The organism is Streptomyces sp. Qhu_M48 (assembly GCF_051305195.1).
GTDB lineage: Bacteria > Actinomycetota > Actinomycetes > Streptomycetales > Streptomycetaceae > Streptomyces.
Window position 1 is genome coordinate 8,025,350 of sequence record NZ_CP195432.1, and the last position, 16,899, is coordinate 8,042,248.

Here is a 16,899-nt window from a genome sequence, read left to right on the forward strand (position 1 = left end):
GTCCCGTTCAGGCGGAGGCCGTGCGCAGGACGAGGGCGGCTATCGCGAGCAGGGTGAGGACCACGACCGGGGCCATCTCGTAGTCCTTCGCCCGGAGATGGGTGATGGCGGCGCCGATGAAGTAGAGGATCACGCCGATCGCCGCCGCCCCGCCGAGGGCCGGTACGGCGAGTCCCGCGAGCAGGCCGACCGCGCCCGCGGCCTTCAGTGCCGCCAGTCTCGGCAGCCAGGACTCCGGCACGTCCAGCTTGGTCATGCTGCCGACGACCTGCGGGTTGCGGCTGAAGGTCAGGAAGGCGGAGGCCGAGAGCGCGAAAGCGAGCAGCGCGGCGACGACGGCATAGCCGATGAACATGGATCCACTCCAATGGTCCGAGAGTCTCAATCGTTGAACTGTATCAACGGTTTTCCTCGCTCCACAATAGGGCCGCTGCTACGGTGGATGACATGGCAGCTCTCCCGACCGACCGCCTCGGCTTCCTCCTCTCCTTCCGCGGGGAACTCACCGGTGCGCGCATCCGCGCCGCCCTGGGCGTCGCCGGACTGCATCCGAGGAACGCGATGACGCTGATGCAGCTCGCCCCCCGGTCCATGAGTCAGCGAGACCTGGCCGCCACGATGGAGATCGATCCCAGCCAACTCGTCGCGGTACTGAACGAGTTGGAGTCGGAAGGGCTCGCCGAGCGGCGACGCGACCCGGCCGACCGGCGCCGCCACATCGTGGAGATCACGGAGGCCGGAGCGGCGGCCCTGCGCCGCGTCGACGCGGCGGTGAGCGCGGCGGAGCGCGAACTCTTCGGCGACCTGACCGAGGCCGAACAGACGGTGCTGCGCGGTCTGCTCGACCGGGTCGTGGTGGACCCCGCCGACCACGACTGCGGAGCCGAGTAGGAGTCTCCGCCGGGTGGGCGCGGGGCCGAGTGGGAATCTCCGCCCGGTGGGCGCGGGACCGATGAGTTCCGGTGGGGCCGGGGGTCTAACCCCTGACAGGCCCACCACCGAGGAGATCACCATGGCCGAGACCGACACCCGGACCCTGGACACCGCCGGCGCGCGCCTGCGCTACGACGTGCGCGCGGGCACCGGGACCGATGACCGTCCCCTGCTGCTGATCGGCTCCCCCATGGACGCCAGCGGCTTCACCACCCTCGCCTCCCACTTCGCCGACCGGACCGTCGTGACGTACGACCCGCGGGGGGTGGGTCGCAGTGAGCGCACCGACGGCGCCGCCGAGTCCTTCCCCGACGAGCACGCCGACGACCTGGTCCGGCTGATCGAGGCGCTCGGCTCCGGCCCCGTGGACGTCTTCGCGAGCAGCGGCGGCGCCGTCAACGCCCTGGCCCTGGTGGCCCGGCGCGGCGACCTGGTGCACACCCTCGTCGCGCACGAGCCGCCGACGGCCCAGGTCGTCCCCGACCGGGAGGCGGCCCTCGGGGTGTGCGCGGACGTCCGTGAGACCTATCTGCGGGACGGCTGGGGGGCCGGGATGGCCAAGTTCATCGCGGTGACGAGCCGGACGGGCCCCTTCCCGGCGAACTGGGCCGAGGAGCCCGCCCCTTCCCCGGCTGCGTTCGGTCTGCCGACCGAGGACGACGGCTCGCGCGACGACCCGCTGCTCGGGCAGAACATGCGCGGATGCACCTCCTACCGCCCCGACTTCACCGCCCTGCGGGCCGCGCCGACCCGGATCGTCGCCGCCGCGGGGAAGGAGTCCGAGGGCACGTTCGCCGCCCGGGCGGCGGCCGCCGTCGCCGAGCAGCTCGGCACCCCGCTCGCCGTCTTCCCGAGCCACCACGGCGGCTTCCTGGGCGGCGAGTTCGGCCAGCAGGGCGCCCCGGCGGAGTTCGCCGAGGCCCTGCGCGCCACGCTGGACGACCAGCGCGACTGACGCTCGCCGACAGACTGACCAACCGACCGACCGACCGACCGACCGACCGACCAACCAACCGACCGACCGACCGACCGGACCGCCGACCAGGCCTCCCGGAGCCCGGAGCTCGGAGCTCGGGGCCTGACGACCGCCGTCCTGGCCGGTCAGTGCGACGCGGCGGCGGCCGTCACGGCCGCCGCCGCGTCGACGTTTCCGAGGCCGAGCTCGGCGAGGTTCCGCGGGTTGGCGGCCGAGTCGCGGATCGTCCGTGTGATGGCGGCCGGGTCGAGGCCCTGGCGGTGCAGGAGCGCGGCCACGACGGCGCCCCTTGTTCGCGTCGCTGCCGCTGCCGTCCGCGCCGAGCACCCGGACCGGCATGATCCTGGCGCCGGGCGCGCCGCCCGCGACCCCCACGCCGTCGCCGGTGCGGGCGGTGGCGAAGGTGGCGGCGGGCCGACAGTGCATGAATCTCTCCCCATTCATACGCATGTGGCCCAGTCGACAGGCGTCGAGCGCGGTCCGCATTCCGGAGAGAAGTCGAGTTGTTCTAGCGAAGTACAAACAACTTGTTCTATCCTGATGCGAACAATGGAGGTCTTCATGAACCGGGCCACACCCCGTCTCCGCGCCCTCGCCGCGCTCCCCTTCGTCCTCGTGCTCGCCAGCCACCTGCTGCTGCTCGCCCTCTGGCACGACCGGATCCCCGACACCCTCGCCACCCACTTCGGCCCGGACGACGGCGGCCGCGCCGACGGCTTCACCGGACGCACCGCCTTCACCCTCGTCGGCGTCGGCCTGCTCCTCGGACTCGGCGCCGGCTGGACGGTCCTCGTCCGCCGCACGGCCCTCTGGGGCGCGTGGGCGACGGCCGGCTTCACCGGAGCGCTGCTCGCCCTGCTCGTCCGGGACAACCTCGACGCCACCGACCCGGCCCAGGTCGTCTCCCCGCTCACCAACCTCGCCGTGGGCGCCGCCGCGGCCGCCGTGCTCGCCCTCGCGGGATGGGCGCTGACCCGGCTCGTACCGGCCGAGGACGCGACCGGCACCCCGGCCGACACCGCCGGTGCGACCGAGATCCCCCGGCTCGCGCTCGGCGCGAGCGAGGTCGCCGGCTGGTCCCGCGCCACCGGTTCCCGGCCGCTCACCGTCCTCGCGGTCCTCGCCCTCGCCGCCGTCCCCGCGGGCCTGCTCCTCGCCCCCTGGCCCCACGCCCTGATCGCCCTGCTCGGGCTCGTCGTCGGGGTGCCGGGGCTCGCGCTCGCCCGGGTCCGGGTCACCGTCGACCGGCGCGGCGTCACCGTACGGCCCGCGTTGGTCCCCCGGCCCCGCGTCCGGGTCCCGCTCGACGAGATCGCGGGCGCGGACGTCCGCGAACTCGACACCGCCGCCGTCCTCGACGACTTCGGCGGCTGGGGCTACCGGGTCCGGGCCCACCGGACGGGCGTGGTCGTCCACACCGGCGAGACCCTCGTCGTACGACGGGACAACGGGCGCGAGTTCGCGGTCACCGTCCCCGACGCGCGCACCGCCGCCGCCCTTCTCAACACGCTCGCCGAACGGCATGGGAAGGTCTGACCGTGCTCTTCCGTGTCGACCCGGCCTCCGCCGTGCCCCTCGGCGACCAGATCGCCGCCTGTGTCCGGGGCGCCCTCGCCGACGGCTCCGCCGCGCCCGGCGAACGCCTTCCGGCCGCCCGCGAACTCGCCGAATCCCTCGGCGTCAACGTCCACACCGTCCTCCGCGGCTACCAGCGGCTCCGCGAGGAGGGTCTGATCGAACTCCGCCGGGGCCGCGGCGCGCTCATCGTCCCCGGCGCCACCGCCCCCGACCGCGCCCGCCTCGTCTCCCGTCTCCGGGAGGCGGCGTCGGACGCCCGCGAACTGGGCCTCACGGACCAGGAGTTCGTGGAACTGGCCCGCACGAGCCTGGGGTAGCGCCCACCGCGCCCGTGGGACACCGCCCCATCGGACGGCGACCCCCTCGGACGGCGGCCCCCTCGGGCGCCACCCCCTCGGACGGCGCCCCTCTCGGACGGCCGTCCCCGTCGGACGGCCGGTCCCCCTCGGGGGTCAGGCCAGCTCGCGTACCGGCGCGCCCTTCAGGAAGGCCTCGATGTCCTCCACCGCCTCCCCGAAGTACCGCCCGTAGTTCGACGCCGTCACATACCCGAGGTGGGGCAGCGCGAGCACGTTCGGCAGGGACCGCAGGGGGTCGTCCAGCGGCAGCGGCTCGGTCTCGAAGACGTCCAGACCCGCCCCCGCGATCCACCCCTCGCGCAGCGCCCGCAGCAGCGCCCCGCCGTCCACGAGACCCGCCCGGGAGGTGTTGACGAGGTACGCGTCCGGGCGCATCGCCCGCAGCTCGGGCTCCCCCACCAGCCCCCGCGTGCGGTCCGAGAGCACCATGTGGAGCGAGACGAAGTCGCTCTCCGCGCATAGCTCCCTCTTGCCCTTCGCGAGCCGTACGCCGTGCTCGGACGCCCTCTCCTCCGTCAGGTTCGGGCTCCACGCCCGCACGTCCATCCCGAAGGCGAGGCCGATCCGGGCCACCCGGGCCCCGATCTTGCCGAGGCCGACGAGCCCCAGCGTCCGGCCGGCCAGGTCGGCGCCGACGGTGGACTGCCAGGGCCCGCCCTCGCGCAGGGCGCGGGCCTCGGCCGGTACGTGCCGGGCGAGGCCGAGGAGAAGCGCCCAGGTGAGTTCGGTGGGCGGCTCGGAGGCGCTGCCGGTGCCGCAGACGGTGACACCGCGCGCGCGTGCGGCGGCGACGTCGACGGAGGCGTTGCGCATCCCGGAGGTGATCAGGAGCCGGAGCCGGGGGAGCCGGGCGAGGAGCCCGGCGTCGACGGGGGTCCGTTCCCGCATGACGACGAGGATCTCGCACTCCTCGACGGCGGCGACGAGCGCGTCCCGGTCGGTGAGGTGCTCGCGCAGGACGCGCACGTCGACGCGGTCGGCGAGCGGGCTCCAGTCGGCGGAGGAGAGGGCGACGCCCTGGTAGTCGTCGAGTACGGCGCAGCGCAGCTTCATGACGGCATGATCGCGTACGCCCCGATGCCCTGCCCAGGGCGACAGAAGCGCCGACCCGGCCCAGAATTGCCCCGACATGTCCCTTTGTGGGAGGAGTGGGTGCCGTGGACGACGCCAAGGACGTGGATGCTTCCGAGCCCGGGGGCTCCGAGGGCGCCCGCGGTGCCGGTGGCACCCCCCGAGGCCCCGGCCCCGGGCCCGGCCCCGGTATCGGCCCCGGCCCCGGCCCCGGAGAGGCTCCCCGCCCTGCCGCCGGAGACGCTCCCATCGGTGCTCCGGGCGGTGCTCCCGGCGGCTCCGACGAGCTCGCGGTGCTCCGGGCCCGGGTGGCCGCCCTGGAGACGGACCGGGCCACCGCCCGGCCACCCCGGCACCGGCTCCGCTCCTTCTGCTCCGCCGTGCTCATCGTCCTCGGCTGCGTCCTGCTCCCCCTCGGACTCGTCGCCTCCTGGACGGCCGACATCGTCGGCGACACCGACCGGTACGTGAAGACGGTCGCCCCGCTCGCCTCCGACCCGGACGTCCAGGCCGCCGTCGCCGACCGGGTGACGACCGCCGTCATGGACCACCTCGACCTGCCCGCCCTCCTGGAGGGGGTCGCGCCCGACCAGCGGCCCCTGGTGGAGAAGGCGCTCGGCAAGCTGGGCGGCTCCCTGGAGAGCGCCGTCGCCAGCTTCGTCCGCGACCGGACGCAGGACGTGGTCGCCTCCTCGGCGTTCGAGACGATCTGGACCGACGCCAACCGGGCGATCCACACCTCGCTCGACCGGGCTCTGACCGGCGACGACGACGGGGCCGTGAAGATCGGCACCAATACCGTCACCCTCGACCTGGCACCCGTGATCGAGCGGGTGAAGGAGCGGCTCGTCGACTCGGGGCTCACCGTGGCGAGCAACATCCCCGAGATCCACACCGACTTCACGATCCTGGAGGCCGAAGACATCGGGAAGGCGAAGACGGGCTTCGCCCTGCTCCAGACGATGGGCGTGTGGCTGCCGGTGATCGCCGTGCTCCTCGTCGCCGGTGGTGTCCTGCTCGCGGTGCGCCGACGCCGGACCCTGGTCGCCGCCGCGCTCGGCGTCGCGGTGGCGGCCATCGTCCTCGGCGTCGCGCTCACCGTCTTCCGTACGGTCTATCTCAACGCCCTCCCGGACGGGGTGTCCCCGGCCGCGGCGGGCACCGTCTACGACACCCTGGTCCGCTACCTCCGTACCTCGGTGCGGGTGTTCGCGACCCTGGGCGTCCTCGTCGCCCTCGCCGCCTGGCTCTCCGGCCCCAGCCGTCCCGCCGTCCTGGCGCGGGGCATCTGGGACTCCGGCATCGGCGCCGCCCGCTCCACCGCCGACCGCGCGGGGCTGCGCACCGGCCCGGTGGGCCCCTTCGTGAGCCGCTACCGCACCTGGATCACCTGGATCCTGGTGGCGGCGGCGGCCGCGGCGTGCGTCTTCTGGCCGCATCCCACGGGCTGGGTCGTTCTGGGCCTCGCCCTCGGCCTCCTCTTCGCCCTGGCGGTGGCGGCGTTCCTGGCGGAGGACGACCCGACGACCACCCCGCAGGGGCGGCAGGGCCCCGTGGGTCCGGTGGGCCCGCCGAGTTCCCCCTAGTCCCCAGTCCCTAGGCGGTCGGACGGGAACTCCCGTTCCACCCGGGCCGGTACGAGCGCCGCACCCGCGAGGAGCCCGACCGCGATCGTCGTGACCACCGTGACGAAGTCCATGAGGTCGTGGAAGCCGTGCAGGACGTGCCCGCCGGCGAGGGAGGTGAGCGCCCGCAGGCCCAGGGACCCGGCGGTCAGGGTGAAGAAGCCCCCGAGGAAGAGGACGAGACGGGGCGGACGTCCGGCCGGCCGGGAGAACAGGTCCGCCGCGACGGCGAGCGCCATCGCCGCGACGAAGGTGCCGGCGACCTCGCCGATCAGCGCCGTGCCCGCCGCCTGGACGCCGAGCGCCAGGTACACGAGCGCCGTCACCCAGCCCGCGATCCGCCACGGCACCCCGAACGCCAGGATCAGGCCCACCGTGAACACCGCCCAGCTCCCGACGAGCACCCACCGGGACAACTCCGTGTCCTGCGCGCCGTCGAAGAGCGCGCTGGTCGGGGTGGACGTGACGGCGACACCGATCAGCACGCCCACGTACAGCTGGAGGAGCAGGACCAGGGCGTAGACGAGGCGGACGGCGCCGGTCGAGAGGAAGCCGCCGACGAGCTCGGCGGTGGCCGCGCTGAGCAGGTCGCCGGGCACGAGGAAGAACAGCGCCGGAAGCATGATGAGCACCGGGCCGCCGTGGACGTGGCCCGGCTGGAGCAGGCCCAGGGTCACCAGGGAGACCAGGGTGGCGGCCAGCAGGGGCAGGACGCGGGCGAGGCGCGGGCGCCGCTCCGACAGGACGGTCAGCGTCGCGACCAGGGTGGCGAGCAGGGCGGTGGAGCCGATCTCGTACCAGGTCGGCTGGACGGCGGGCGCGAAGCCGAGGGAGAACAGCACGATGCCGATCAGCCGGGCCGCGCGCGGCACCGTGGCGGGCAGCGCCTCGATCCGCCGCAGCCCGGCCGCGGCCTCGGACAGGTCGGGCCGTTCGTCCCGCAGGCGTTCGACGAACGTCTTGAGGGCGACGGCCCGGTCGAGCCGGGGGAGGTCGGGGAAGGCCGAGACGGTCGAGGTGAGGGTGCGGCCCCCGGCGGTCACCGAGAGCACGGCCCCGTCCGCGACGAGGACGGTCTCGGCGCGCCCTCCGTAGGCCCGGGCGAGCCCGCGGACGATCCGGTCGATGCCTTCGGCGCCCTCGCCGCTGTACCGCAGCATGAACCGGGTGAGGTCACGGAGGAAGCCGTGCAGGGCGTCGGGTCCGTCGCCGGAGGGCCCGGTGGTGCCGGGGTCCGTCCCGTCGGGCCCCTCCCTCAACGGCGCACGGTGCCGTCGGTCTTGAGCTCCTCCAGCTCGTCCTCGAACTCGGGGAGCTCCTCCGGGCAGTAGACCTGGAGCACGATCCGCTCGGCCTCGACGGCCCTGGTGTCGGAGATGACGGGCCGCTGGCCGGGGCCGGCGGCGCCGTTGGACTGCTGGATCTTCCACAGCGCCGTCTTCAGGGCGTTGCCCGGCTCCTCGCAGACCTGTCCGCCGTCCGTGCCGAGCAGCCGTTCGACGGTGTCGGTGTCGGGGGAGGGGTAGCCGGCCCGGACCAGCTCCTCCTGGAGCTGCGTGGCCTTGGAGAGCGTCTCGTTGTTCCTCGTCACGCTCTCGTAGCGGATCAGCCCGGTGACGGCGAGGGCGATGAGGATCAGGATCGATCCCCAGTAGACGACCTTGTGCTCGGAGGCGAAGCGGGTGGGGCTCATGACGCGCCCCCTTCCGTGGTCGACGCGGTGGCGGGACCGGCGGGGGCTGCCGTCTTCCAGCTCGGCTTGCGGAGCTTGAGGAAGAGCCAGGGGATGAGCACGCCGAGCAGCAGCAGTCCGCCGCCGACGATGCCGACGTACACCCAGACGCTGCCGCCGCCGAACTGCGAGGACGGTACGAAGCCGATGGCGAGCGCGGCGAGCGAGGAGAGCAGGCCGACGACGCACAGGACGCCGAGCGCGGGGGCGCGGTAGCCGCGCGGGTGGTCGGGCTGGGTCTTCCGCAGCCGCATCGCGGCGAGGAACATCAGCAGGTAGACGATGAGGTACACCTGCGTGGTGATGACCGAGAAGATCCAGTAGGCGCTGGAGACGTTCGGGATCAGGGCGTACATCAGGGCGATGACGGTGGTGACGACACCCTGGGTGACCAGGATGTTCTGCTGGATGCCGTGCTTGTTGAGCTTCTGCAGGAAGGGCGGCAGGTAGCCCTCCTCGCGGGAGATCAGCAGCAGGCCCTTGGACGGCCCGGCGAGCCAGGTGAGCATGCCGCCGAGGGATGCGGCGACCAGGGCGACGGCCGCGATCGGGGTGAGCCAGCCGATGTGGAAGTACGCGAAGAAGGCGTCGAAGGCCTGCATCACGCCGGCGGTGAGGCTGAGCTGGTCGGACGGGACGACCCAGCTGATCGCGAGCGCGGGCAGGATGAAGATCATCAGCACCAGACCCATCGCGAGGAACATCGACTTGGGGTACTCCTTCGCCGGGTTCTTGAGCGAGGAGACGTGCACCGCGTTCATCTCCATGCCGGAGTACGACAGGAAGTTATTGACGATCAGGACGAGGCTGGCGAGGCCGGTCCACTGCGGGAAGAGGTTCGCCGCGTCCATCGGCGCGGCCGACGGATTGCCCTCGCCGAGGAAGACCATGCCCAGCACGACGAGCACGGTGCCGGGGATCAGGGTGCCGATGATCAGGCCCCAACTCGCCAGTCCGGCGAGGGCCGTGGTGCCGCGCGAGGAGATCCAGACACCGGTCCAGTACAGGACCATGATGACGATGGCGGTGTACGGCCCGTTGCTGGCGAGGGCCGGGTCGATGATGTACGCGATGGTCGAGGCGACGAACGCGAGCAGGCTCGGGTAGTAGAAGATCGTCATCGCGAACTGGCACCACACGGCGAGGAAGCCGAGCGGCTTCGACAGGCCTTCGCTCACCCACCGGTACACGCCACCGCTCCAGCCCGAGGCGAGTTCGGCCGAGACGAGGGCGGTCGGCAGCAGGAACAGGATCGCCGGGACGATGTAGAGGAAGACGCAGGCGAGCCCGTAGACGGCCATCGTGGGCGCGGCCCGCAGGCTCGCGACCGACGCGGTCGTCATCAGGGCGAGCGTCAGCCAGGTCATGGCGGGCGCGGCGGGCCGCGCCACACCGGCCCGCGGTTTCGGCACGTCGGCCGGTGTGTCGATGCTGCTCATGGGCCCTCCCGGTGGTCGCACGATCACCCCAAGCTCGACCGGGACCGGGCCCCCCGCAAGCGGGCGGGGCCCGTACGGGGGACCGGGGCGCGCGGACCGAGGGAGGCCGGCCGGTCGCCACTTGAACCACGTGCGGGTGGCGGCCGACGGAACCGCCCCGACCGCCAAGGAGCACGCCATGGCCACCCACACCGTGGTCTTCGCCGGATCGGCCCTGGCCCTGACGGCCGCGGCCCTCGTCTGACCCCGGACGCCCCGGATCCCCGGACGGGTTCAGGGTGCGACGGTGGGCGTACGGGTGAAGGAACGGCGGTACGACCGGGGCGGGACACCCCGGCGGCGTACGAACTGGGCGCGGAGCACCGCCGCGCTCCCGAAGCCGACCGCGCGGGCGATCTCCTCGACCGGGAGGTCCGTGGTCTCCAGGAGCTCCTCGGCCCGGCCGAGACGCAGGGAGAGCAGCCAGGCGTGCGGGGTGGTGCCGGTGGAGGCCGCGAAACGGCGGGCGAAGGAACGGCGGCTCATCAGCGCCCGGCGGGCCAACTCCGCTACGGGCAGCGGCTCGTGGAGGTTGGCCCGGGCCCAGTCCAGGGCGTCGGTCAGCCGCTCGTCCCGACTGTCCTCCGGTACGGGGGTCACGAGGTACTGGGCTTGGCCGCCGTCGCGGTGGGAGGGGAGCACCAGGTCCCGGGCGATGGCGTTGGCGGTGGTGGCCCCGTACTCCCGGCGCAGGAGATGCAGGCACAGGTCGAAGCCCGCGGCGGCGCCGGCGCCCGTGACGATCGGGCCCTGGTCGACGTAGAGGGCGTCGGGTTCGACGGTGACGTCCGGGTGGCGTTCGGCGAGGAGACCGGCGAACCGCCAGTGGGTGGTGGCGCGCCGCCCGTCGAGCAGCCCGGCCGCGGCGAGCGCGAAGGCGCCGACGCAGTGGGCCGCGACCAGCGCCCCGCGCGCGTGAGCGGAGGTGAGCGCGGAGAGCACGGCGGGCGCCGGCGGCGTGCGGAACTCCGCCCAGGGCAGGGCGATCACCAGATCCGCCGTGGCCAGCCGGTCCAGACCGTGCTCGACCACGAGGGGCAGCCCGACGTCGGTGCGGACGTTTCCCGGCCGGTCGGTGCAGAGCGCGAAGTCGAAGAGCGGCAGACCTCCGCCGCGCGCGTCGAACACCTCGGAGACGATGCCGGCGCCGAGCATGCCGACCCCGTGCGGGGCGTAGGCGGCGACGGTGACGAAGGGCGGCATGGGGGCGAGTCTGGCACGCGGGCCGGGGGCGCGGACGAAGCCCTGGCACGATTCCCGCGATCAGTGGCAGCACGGCCACTCGTGAAGACGCCCGCCCCACAGAAGACTTGAGGGCATGACACACCACGACGACGCACCGAGCGCCCGCACCGCCACCTACACGATCCTGACCACCGGCTACACGCTCTCCACGGGCCCCGGGGTCGCCGCCACCGTCTCCTACGTGCGGGACGGCGACCGGCACGTGATCGTCGACCCCGGCATGGTGGCGAGCCGCGACCGGATCCTCGGCCCGCTCGCCGGACTCGGCCTCGGTCCCGACGACATCACCGACGTTGTGCTCAGCCACCACCACCCCGACAACACCATGAACGTCGGCCTCTTCGGCCGGGCCCGCGTCCACGACCACAAGGCGATCTACGAGAACGACCAGTGGACCGACCGCGACGCGGAGGGCCACGAGCTGGCCCCGTCGCTGCGGCTGATCCGTACCCCCGGCCACAGCCCCGAGGACATCACCCTCCTGGCCGGAACCGACGCGGGCGTCGTCGCCTTCGTGGGTGACCTCTGGTGGCGGCCGAACGGCCCGGTGGAGGACCCGGTGGCCCCGGACCACACCGTCCTGAAGGACTCGCGCCTGCGGGTCCTCGCCACGGCCGACGTGATCGTCCCGGGCCACGGCCCGGCGTTCCCGGCGGACGACACGGCACCGCTGTAGCGGGTACGGGGCCGGGCGCGGCCCGGGCCCGGCGGCGGCCACGGGCGGCGGCCCGCGGGAGGTACCAGGGGACGGCGGCCACCGGAGGGGGCGCCCGGGGAGGGGTGCCGCCTAGAATCGACTTCCATGTCGAAGCCTGACGAGCTGCTCGTTGACATTGCCGCCACGGTGGAGTCCGGGCAGAGCAATCAGATGTCCCTCACGGTGGTCGCGGCGGGTGTGGTCCTCACCGGCCGACTGGCCCCGGAAGCCCTGTGGAGACAGCGCGTGTCGGAGGTCCTGACGGACTCCCCCCGGCTGGGCGAGTTCTCCGGCGTCTTCAGCCCCTCCGCACGGAAGGAGGGGCCACCCACCCACCTGCACTTCCATCTCGCCCGGATCCTCCAGGGCACGGTGGGCATCCCGGAGACCGGCGGGATGTACCGGGTCGCCCTCGAGGACGTGAGCGCTTGGACGGTGGGCGACTTCAGCTACTCCGACCACTGAGCCCGGGCGCGTCGCGGCGCGTCCGCCCGCGCGGGGCGGTGAGCCACGTGCGGGGCGGTGAGCCACGTTCGGGGCGGGCCGGGCCCGCCCCGGGTCCGTCAGAAGGTCGTCCCGGAGGGCTCGTCGGCGGAGACGGTGGTGCAGGTGAAGCCGAGGCGGGTCATGGCGCGGACGACCTCACCGGCGCTGAAGTCACGGCGGTCCTGGCGGGTGACGACCTCGCCCACCTGCTTCACCGGGTACTGACGACGGCCGATGGTGACGACGTCACCGACGGCCGGCTCGGGCTTGACGCCCTTCATCGATTCGAGGACACCGGCCTTGGTCAGCTCGAACGGGAAGCGGGCGATGACACAGCGCATGGTGACTCCTGCGGAGAGTGGTCCAGGGGAGAGGGTCCAGAAGGAGGCCGGGCAGATTTTCCGCAGCCGATGAGAGGTGCTTGGTGCTAAGAGGTGCTCGGTACCAAGAGGTACAAAAAACTGAGGCCCCCACCCCAAAGGTGCGGGCCTCAGCTCGTCAGCTCGTGCTAAGCGTCAGCGCCTGGTTTCAGGCGGGGACGATGTTCTCGGCGGTCGGGCCCTTCTGGCCCTGCGCGATGTCGAAGCTCACCTTCTGGCCTTCCTGCAGCTCACGGAAGCCCTGGGCGGCGATGTTCGAGTAGTGGGCGAAGACGTCGGGGCCGCCACCGTCCTGCTCGATGAAGCCGAAGCCCTTTTCCGAGTTGAACCACTTCACGGTGCCAGTCGCCATGCCAAATTCTCCTTCGGGGCAATGCCCGGAGCCCACACCTTGCGTGCTCCGTCTCGCTGCGATGATCGCCCCGCCCGGAAAAAGCCCGGAAATGAAAAAGGGTGCCCACAGCCGGATAAACCGGTAGGGCACTCGTACGTTCGGGACCCACAACTGCAACTGATATCGACACTAGCACGATGGGGGGAGGAGCGCCGGGTGAAAGATTTCGCGCGCAGCCATCCCATGTGTTTACATGACAAATTTTCACCTCGCGTCGCTTCGAATTCTCCCTCGGCGATCTCGGATATTCGCCTGCGCGGGGCGAAGCTTCGCGGGGCCCCGGCGGCGACGTCCCTGCGGACAGGGGCGCGGCGGGCCGGGGCGACGCGCCGGGCCCGTCCGGACCGCCACGCCCAACACCCCTGCCCACGCCGCCCCTTGGGTCACTCCGTACCGACCGTCAGCCGGCCGCCTTCACGATGAGCGCGGCGATCCGGGCCTCGTCGTCGGAGGTGAGCTCCGTCAGGCCGTAGCTGGTCGCCCACATGGAGCCCTCGTCGAGTCGCGCCAGGTCGCTGAAGCCGAGGGTGGCGTACCGCGTCTTGAACTTCTGCGCGCTCTGGAAGAAGCAGACGACCTTGCCCTCCTTGGCGTACGCGGGCATCCCGTACCAGGTCTTGGGGGCCAGGCCCGGGGCGTGCTCCTTCACGAGCTCGTGGATCCGCTCGGCGAGGACGCGGTCGGCGTCCGGCATCTCGGCGATCTTCGCGCGCACCTCGGTCTCCCCGTCGGCCTTGGCCGACCGCGACCCGCGACGCGTGGTCTTCTTGAGCTCCTGGGCGCGCTCCTTCATCGCGTCCCGCTCCTCCTCGGTGAAACCGTCGTACTTCTCGCCGCTGGTGGCGCTGCTCTTGGCGGACGACCGGGTGCTCGACATGGCGGAGTTCCTCTCGGACGGGCTGGAGGCGGGGCTGGGGATGGAGCGGGGCTGGGGCGGGGCTGGGGCTGGATCCGGGAAGGGCGGCCGGATCAGGGCTGGGTCCGGCAGGAGGAGCGGCCGGATCAGGGGGTGACGGCGACGGAAGCGGCTTCCCAGGCGAACCCGTCCGGGTCGGTGAAGGAACCGCCGCCCTCGCCGCCGAGCACGAGCCGGTGGGACCCCTCGCCGTCGACGGGGACGCCCACGTCCTTGGCGAGGGCGCGGCGCCCGTACAGGGCGAGCCTGACGGGGCTCTCCGGGGCCGCGGCGAACTCGACGTACTTGCGGCCGAAGCTCTTCGCGACGGTGAGGCCCCGCTCGACGTAGAACTTCCTGGTCTCGGCGACGTCCGACGCCCCGAGGAGGAGGACGAACGCGTCGACGCGGCCGGTGACCGGGCCGGTGTCCTTCTTCTGGGAGGTGGCGACCTTCCAGATGGTGCCGTCCGGGGCCCGCACGACGCCGCCGTAGCCCCAGAAGGACTTCGACGCCGGCTTGAGTGAGGTGGCGCCGGCGTCGAGGGCGGCGTCGAGCAGGTGCCGCACGTCGGCCGGCTGGGACACCGTGAGCGAGAGCGAGAACCCGCGGAAGCCGGTGGCCGGGGCGTCCGTCGCGCGGAGGCGGACATGGGCGCCGAGGCCGGAGGCGGAGTAGAAGCGGTCGGCGGCCGGAAGGTCGGCCACCTCCAGGGTGACTGCTGCGATGGCGTTCATGGGATTCACGCTAGGCGCGGGGCGGGTACCGGTGCTTCTCGATTCCTGACCGGTCGGGTGACCTGCTTCGCCACGCACGACGGCAGGCCGGCCTCGCCGTCCGCGACCTGGCGCCGGTAGACGCTGGGAGGCACGCCGACGAGCTCGGCGAAACGGGTGCTGAAGGTGCCGAGCGAGGAGCAGCCGACGGTGAAGCAGACGTCCGTGACGCTGAGGTCGCCCCGCTGGAGCAGGGCCATGGCCCGCTCGATGCGCCGCGTCATGAGGTAGGAGTACGGCGACTCGCCGTAGGCCTGCCGGAACTGGCGACTGAGGTGCCCGGCCGACATGTTCACGCCGCGGGCGAGCGCCTCGACGTCCAGCGGCTGTGCGTACTCCCGGTCGATCCGGTCGCGGACGCGGCGCAACCGCGCGAGATCACTCAGGCGGTGCGCCTCGGTCAGTGCGCTCATCCACGCAGGATGACACATGGGGGCGATCCCTTCAGCGGAGCTCCTGGAAGCGGACGAGGTTCCCCGCGGGGTCGCGGAAGGCGCAGTCGCGCACGCCGTACGGCTGCCGCGTCGGCTCCTGGACGACCTCGGCGTCCCCGGCCTGCACCTTCTCGAAGGTGCCGTCGAGGTCGGGGGTGGCGAGCAGGATCCAGCCGTACGTGCCCTTGGCCATCATCTCGGCGATGGTGCGCCGCTCGGCCTCGGTGATCCCCGGGTCGGCCCCGGGCGGCGCGAGCAGGATCGACGTACCGGGCTGCCCGACGGGTCCGACGGTGATCCACCGGGTCCTGCCCTGCCCGACGTCGCTGCGGACCTCGAAGCCGAGGGTGTCGCGGTAGAAGGCGAGGGAGGCGTCGGGGTCGTCGTGCGGGAGGACGGTGGTGTGAATGGTGATGTCCATGCCCACAAGCTAGTTGGGCCGGAGCACCGCCGCTTCTCGATTCCTGACGAATCAGACGGGAACGCTCCGCCGCCCCTCCGGTCGGAGGGGCGGCGGAGCGGAGGGACGGCGGGGTGGACTCACCTCCGCCGCCTCCCGGGCATCGGGATCATCCGCGCGCCGACGACCGGGTGCCGGAGGGGCGGCCGGGCGGACCCGCCATCGGTCTCCCAGGCGTCCTCACCGCCGCGGGCGTCCCGCGTGCGGCGGCCGGCCACGGCCTCGTCGGACAGCAGGGCACCGGCGGCCAGAACACCGCCGGGGAGGGTGGCGGCGGCCATCAGCCGTGCCGCGGAGGCGGGTTGGGTCTCGGGCGGTATCACGAGCAGGTCGCAGCGGCCGACCGCGTAGGAGAGCAGGATCATCTTGTCGGGATCCTGTTCCGTGAACCAGCCGACGTGCAGGGTGTGCCCGGTGACGGGCACCTTGTGCGGGACGACGGGCCAGCGCGTGGGATTCACGGTGACGCGCGTGATGCGCCCGTAGCGCCCTTCCAACGCCTCGCACAGAGCGGGAAGTTCGGCTTCGAGTTCGCGTGAACGGGGCCACCACGCGCCGTCCAGCAGGCCGGAGAGCGTGGTCCTCGGTGTCAGCGACAGACGCGCCGAGAGCGGAGGAGCGAGGGCGGAGGTCATGATCGCGGACCTGTCCCCGGGCCGCCCGGGGCGGCCCGGTGTCTTGATCGCCGGAAACGACGTCCGCGTGGGAGCGGGTGTTCGAGTGACTCCCGGTACCTTCAGCCTACTCCGCACCGAGCCCGGACGACGGGTCCCGACCAGGCGGTTCCAGCCCGCGGGACCCCCTCCCCGCGCCCGCCCGGTCACCGCGGCCAGGTTCCGCGTCACCCCCCGACCGGGTCCCGCGTCACCCCCCGACCGGGCAGTCCCCCAGGGAGAGTTCCGCCACGGCGGCGCCCTGGACCTCTTCGAGGTCGGCGATGTAGGGCGGGGTGTCCGGCAGCGGGGTGCAGAACGTGACCTGGGCGGTGAGGAGGTCGTCGTCCAGGCCGCCCAGCGACAGCGACACGTAGGCCCGCACCGCGTCGTCGCCGAACTGCTCCCCCGCCGCCCGCAGGCAGTCGCCGGCGTACGCCAGGCAGCGGCGCAGCAGCACCTTCGCGCGGGTGTCGGCGGCGGCCGGGTCGGTGGGGAGGTCGTAGTCCGTCATCCCGCGGCCGTTGACCGTGGTCTCCTCCGCCAGGCGGTCGAAGTGGGAGCCGTCCGGGTCGGGGCGGAGGTCGGTCAGCACCCGCGCACCGCTCCCCGTCACCGACCAGCCGCGCTCGGCCACCTCCTGGAACACGGGGGGGACGTCCGACGAGGACAGACCCGTCAGATCCACCTCCGTCAGGAGCTTCCTCATCCACTGGTTGGTGCGCAC

General features: G+C 72.9%; 23 protein-coding genes. 8 read left to right on the forward strand and 15 right to left on the reverse strand.

Features of this window, described 5'->3' with window-relative positions; translation table 11 throughout:
* Nucleotides 1–7 precede the first annotated feature (7 nt).
* The gene (locus ACRRSS_RS36215; RefSeq protein WP_435975172.1) at nucleotides 8–355 is read right to left on the reverse strand and encodes a DoxX family protein; all 348 of its coding nucleotides are present in this window, start codon (nucleotides 353–355) and stop codon (nucleotides 8–10) included.
* Between the two features lie 92 nt (nucleotides 356–447).
* Between ACRRSS_RS36215 and ACRRSS_RS36220 the strand changes: the two genes are divergently transcribed.
* Together ACRRSS_RS36220 and ACRRSS_RS36225 are read left to right on the forward strand one after the other, a co-directional pair.
* The gene (locus ACRRSS_RS36220) at nucleotides 448–891 is read left to right on the forward strand and encodes a MarR family winged helix-turn-helix transcriptional regulator (protein WP_435975173.1); all 444 of its coding nucleotides are present in this window, start codon (nucleotides 448–450) and stop codon (nucleotides 889–891) included.
* 121 nt (nucleotides 892–1,012) lie between these two features.
* Nucleotides 1,013–1,888 (forward strand): alpha/beta fold hydrolase, encoded by an 876-nt coding sequence (locus ACRRSS_RS36225; protein WP_435975174.1) that lies wholly within the window; start codon nucleotides 1,013–1,015, stop codon nucleotides 1,886–1,888.
* A 146-nt stretch (nucleotides 1,889–2,034) separates the two neighbouring features.
* Here ACRRSS_RS36225 and ACRRSS_RS36230 read toward each other — a convergent pair whose 3' ends face one another.
* Nucleotides 2,035–2,187: a hypothetical protein gene (locus ACRRSS_RS36230; RefSeq protein ID WP_435975175.1), complete on the reverse strand. Its 153-nt coding sequence runs from the start codon at nucleotides 2,185–2,187 to the stop codon at nucleotides 2,035–2,037.
* A gap of 283 nt (nucleotides 2,188–2,470) precedes the next feature.
* Between ACRRSS_RS36230 and ACRRSS_RS36235 the strand changes: the two genes are divergently transcribed.
* Together ACRRSS_RS36235 and ACRRSS_RS36240 are read left to right on the forward strand one after the other, a co-directional pair.
* A complete protein-coding gene (locus ACRRSS_RS36235; RefSeq protein WP_435975176.1) occupies nucleotides 2,471–3,445 on the forward strand; it encodes a hypothetical protein in 975 nt (324 codons plus the stop codon).
* Between the two features lie 2 nt (nucleotides 3,446–3,447).
* Complete coding sequence (locus ACRRSS_RS36240) at nucleotides 3,448–3,804, forward strand: GntR family transcriptional regulator (RefSeq protein WP_435975177.1); 357 nt, start codon at nucleotides 3,448–3,450, stop codon at nucleotides 3,802–3,804.
* 135 nt (nucleotides 3,805–3,939) lie between these two features.
* On the opposite strand, the gene ACRRSS_RS36245 is transcribed toward ACRRSS_RS36240, so the two are convergent.
* Entirely contained in the window at nucleotides 3,940–4,899 is a 960-nt protein-coding gene (locus ACRRSS_RS36245; RefSeq protein ID WP_435975178.1) for a D-2-hydroxyacid dehydrogenase family protein, read from the reverse strand.
* Nucleotides 4,900–5,003: 104 nt separating this feature from the next.
* On the opposite strand from ACRRSS_RS36245, the gene ACRRSS_RS36250 reads away from it, so the two are divergent.
* Complete coding sequence (locus tag ACRRSS_RS36250) at nucleotides 5,004–6,503, forward strand: hypothetical protein (RefSeq protein ID WP_435975179.1); 1,500 nt, start codon at nucleotides 5,004–5,006, stop codon at nucleotides 6,501–6,503.
* Here the strand turns inward: ACRRSS_RS36250 and ACRRSS_RS36255 are convergent.
* Genes ACRRSS_RS36255 through ACRRSS_RS36265 form a run of 3 tightly spaced genes read right to left on the reverse strand, consistent with a single transcriptional unit; the run spans nucleotide 6,500 to nucleotide 9,713 of the window.
* Nucleotides 6,500–7,801, reverse strand: a complete 1,302-nt coding sequence (locus ACRRSS_RS36255) for a threonine/serine ThrE exporter family protein (protein ID WP_435975180.1) — start codon at nucleotides 7,799–7,801, stop codon at nucleotides 6,500–6,502. The two genes, ACRRSS_RS36250 and ACRRSS_RS36255, sit on opposite strands and share 4 nt — an antisense overlap.
* Nucleotides 7,798–8,235, reverse strand: a complete 438-nt coding sequence (locus ACRRSS_RS36260) for a hypothetical protein (protein ID WP_435975181.1) — start codon at nucleotides 8,233–8,235, stop codon at nucleotides 7,798–7,800. The genes ACRRSS_RS36255 and ACRRSS_RS36260 overlap by 4 nt, the downstream gene beginning before the upstream one ends.
* Nucleotides 8,232–9,713 (reverse strand): APC family permease, encoded by a 1,482-nt coding sequence (locus tag ACRRSS_RS36265; protein WP_435975182.1) that lies wholly within the window; start codon nucleotides 9,711–9,713, stop codon nucleotides 8,232–8,234. The genes ACRRSS_RS36260 and ACRRSS_RS36265 overlap by 4 nt, the downstream gene beginning before the upstream one ends.
* Before the next feature lie 121 nt (nucleotides 9,714–9,834).
* Between ACRRSS_RS36265 and ACRRSS_RS36270 the strand changes: the two genes are divergently transcribed.
* Nucleotides 9,835–9,957 (forward strand): hypothetical protein, encoded by a 123-nt coding sequence (locus ACRRSS_RS36270; protein WP_435975183.1) that lies wholly within the window; start codon nucleotides 9,835–9,837, stop codon nucleotides 9,955–9,957.
* 29 nt (nucleotides 9,958–9,986) lie between these two features.
* Here the strand turns inward: ACRRSS_RS36270 and ACRRSS_RS36275 are convergent, their stop codons facing one another.
* Nucleotides 9,987–10,955 (reverse strand): GlxA family transcriptional regulator, encoded by a 969-nt coding sequence (locus tag ACRRSS_RS36275; protein ID WP_435975184.1) that lies wholly within the window; start codon nucleotides 10,953–10,955, stop codon nucleotides 9,987–9,989.
* A gap of 115 nt (nucleotides 10,956–11,070) precedes the next feature.
* Between ACRRSS_RS36275 and ACRRSS_RS36280 the strand changes: the two genes are divergently transcribed.
* Complete coding sequence (locus ACRRSS_RS36280; RefSeq protein WP_435975185.1) at nucleotides 11,071–11,673, forward strand: MBL fold metallo-hydrolase; 603 nt, start codon at nucleotides 11,071–11,073, stop codon at nucleotides 11,671–11,673.
* A gap of 126 nt (nucleotides 11,674–11,799) precedes the next feature.
* On the forward strand, nucleotides 11,800–12,159 hold the full coding sequence (locus ACRRSS_RS36285) for a hypothetical protein (RefSeq protein WP_435975186.1): 360 nt from the start codon (nucleotides 11,800–11,802) through the stop codon (nucleotides 12,157–12,159).
* Nucleotides 12,160–12,257: 98 nt separating this feature from the next.
* Here the strand turns inward: ACRRSS_RS36285 and ACRRSS_RS36290 are convergent, their stop codons facing one another.
* From ACRRSS_RS36290 to ACRRSS_RS36325, 8 genes are all read right to left on the reverse strand, one after another.
* A complete protein-coding gene (locus ACRRSS_RS36290; RefSeq protein ID WP_351895073.1) occupies nucleotides 12,258–12,521 on the reverse strand; it encodes an SCO5918 family protein in 264 nt (87 codons plus the stop codon).
* 187 nt (nucleotides 12,522–12,708) lie between these two features.
* Entirely contained in the window at nucleotides 12,709–12,912 is a 204-nt protein-coding gene (locus tag ACRRSS_RS36295) for a cold-shock protein (RefSeq protein WP_030210008.1), read from the reverse strand.
* Nucleotides 12,913–13,354: 442 nt separating this feature from the next.
* Nucleotides 13,355–13,831, reverse strand: a complete 477-nt coding sequence (locus ACRRSS_RS36300) for an iron chaperone (protein WP_435975187.1) — start codon at nucleotides 13,829–13,831, stop codon at nucleotides 13,355–13,357.
* Nucleotides 13,832–13,956: 125 nt separating this feature from the next.
* A complete protein-coding gene (locus ACRRSS_RS36305; RefSeq protein WP_435975188.1) occupies nucleotides 13,957–14,586 on the reverse strand; it encodes a glyoxalase in 630 nt (209 codons plus the stop codon).
* A gap of 5 nt (nucleotides 14,587–14,591) precedes the next feature.
* On the reverse strand, nucleotides 14,592–15,038 hold the full coding sequence (locus tag ACRRSS_RS36310) for a helix-turn-helix transcriptional regulator (protein WP_435975189.1): 447 nt from the start codon (nucleotides 15,036–15,038) through the stop codon (nucleotides 14,592–14,594).
* Between the two features lie 31 nt (nucleotides 15,039–15,069).
* Nucleotides 15,070–15,480 (reverse strand): VOC family protein, encoded by a 411-nt coding sequence (locus tag ACRRSS_RS36315; RefSeq protein ID WP_435975190.1) that lies wholly within the window; start codon nucleotides 15,478–15,480, stop codon nucleotides 15,070–15,072.
* Between the two features lie 119 nt (nucleotides 15,481–15,599).
* Complete coding sequence (locus ACRRSS_RS36320) at nucleotides 15,600–16,154, reverse strand: DUF5994 family protein (protein ID WP_435975191.1); 555 nt, start codon at nucleotides 16,152–16,154, stop codon at nucleotides 15,600–15,602.
* A 229-nt stretch (nucleotides 16,155–16,383) separates the two neighbouring features.
* Nucleotides 16,384–16,899: a hypothetical protein gene (locus ACRRSS_RS36325; RefSeq protein ID WP_435975192.1), complete on the reverse strand. Its 516-nt coding sequence runs from the start codon at nucleotides 16,897–16,899 to the stop codon at nucleotides 16,384–16,386.

What these genes read in the sequence shown, in the direction of transcription:
- ACRRSS_RS36225 (WP_435975174.1), top strand. Translation starts at nt 1,013, where the DNA reads ATGGCCGAGACCGACACCCGGACCCTGGACACCGCCGGCGCGCGCCTG.
- ACRRSS_RS36245 (WP_435975178.1), bottom strand. Translation starts at nt 4,899, where the DNA reads ATGAAGCTGCGCTGCGCCGTACTCGACGACTACCAGGGCGTCGCCCTC.
- ACRRSS_RS36215 (WP_435975172.1), bottom strand. Translation starts at nt 355, where the DNA reads ATGTTCATCGGCTATGCCGTCGTCGCCGCGCTGCTCGCTTTCGCGCTC.
- ACRRSS_RS36290 (WP_351895073.1), bottom strand. Translation starts at nt 12,521, where the DNA reads ATGCGCTGTGTCATCGCCCGCTTCCCGTTCGAGCTGACCAAGGCCGGT.
- ACRRSS_RS36285 (WP_435975186.1), top strand. Translation starts at nt 11,800, where the DNA reads ATGTCGAAGCCTGACGAGCTGCTCGTTGACATTGCCGCCACGGTGGAG.
- ACRRSS_RS36260 (WP_435975181.1), bottom strand. Translation starts at nt 8,235, where the DNA reads ATGAGCCCCACCCGCTTCGCCTCCGAGCACAAGGTCGTCTACTGGGGA.
- ACRRSS_RS36310 (WP_435975189.1), bottom strand. Translation starts at nt 15,038, where the DNA reads ATGAGCGCACTGACCGAGGCGCACCGCCTGAGTGATCTCGCGCGGTTG.
- ACRRSS_RS36295 (WP_030210008.1), bottom strand. Translation starts at nt 12,912, where the DNA reads ATGGCGACTGGCACCGTGAAGTGGTTCAACTCGGAAAAGGGCTTCGGC.
- ACRRSS_RS36265 (WP_435975182.1), bottom strand. Translation starts at nt 9,713, where the DNA reads ATGAGCAGCATCGACACACCGGCCGACGTGCCGAAACCGCGGGCCGGT.
- ACRRSS_RS36315 (WP_435975190.1), bottom strand. Translation starts at nt 15,480, where the DNA reads ATGGACATCACCATTCACACCACCGTCCTCCCGCACGACGACCCCGAC.
- ACRRSS_RS36275 (WP_435975184.1), bottom strand. Translation starts at nt 10,955, where the DNA reads ATGCCGCCCTTCGTCACCGTCGCCGCCTACGCCCCGCACGGGGTCGGC.
- ACRRSS_RS36220 (WP_435975173.1), top strand. Translation starts at nt 448, where the DNA reads ATGGCAGCTCTCCCGACCGACCGCCTCGGCTTCCTCCTCTCCTTCCGC.
- ACRRSS_RS36300 (WP_435975187.1), bottom strand. Translation starts at nt 13,831, where the DNA reads ATGTCGAGCACCCGGTCGTCCGCCAAGAGCAGCGCCACCAGCGGCGAG.
- ACRRSS_RS36305 (WP_435975188.1), bottom strand. Translation starts at nt 14,586, where the DNA reads ATGAACGCCATCGCAGCAGTCACCCTGGAGGTGGCCGACCTTCCGGCC.
- ACRRSS_RS36235 (WP_435975176.1), top strand. Translation starts at nt 2,471, where the DNA reads ATGAACCGGGCCACACCCCGTCTCCGCGCCCTCGCCGCGCTCCCCTTC.
- ACRRSS_RS36280 (WP_435975185.1), top strand. Translation starts at nt 11,071, where the DNA reads ATGACACACCACGACGACGCACCGAGCGCCCGCACCGCCACCTACACG.
- ACRRSS_RS36320 (WP_435975191.1), bottom strand. Translation starts at nt 16,154, where the DNA reads ATGACCTCCGCCCTCGCTCCTCCGCTCTCGGCGCGTCTGTCGCTGACA.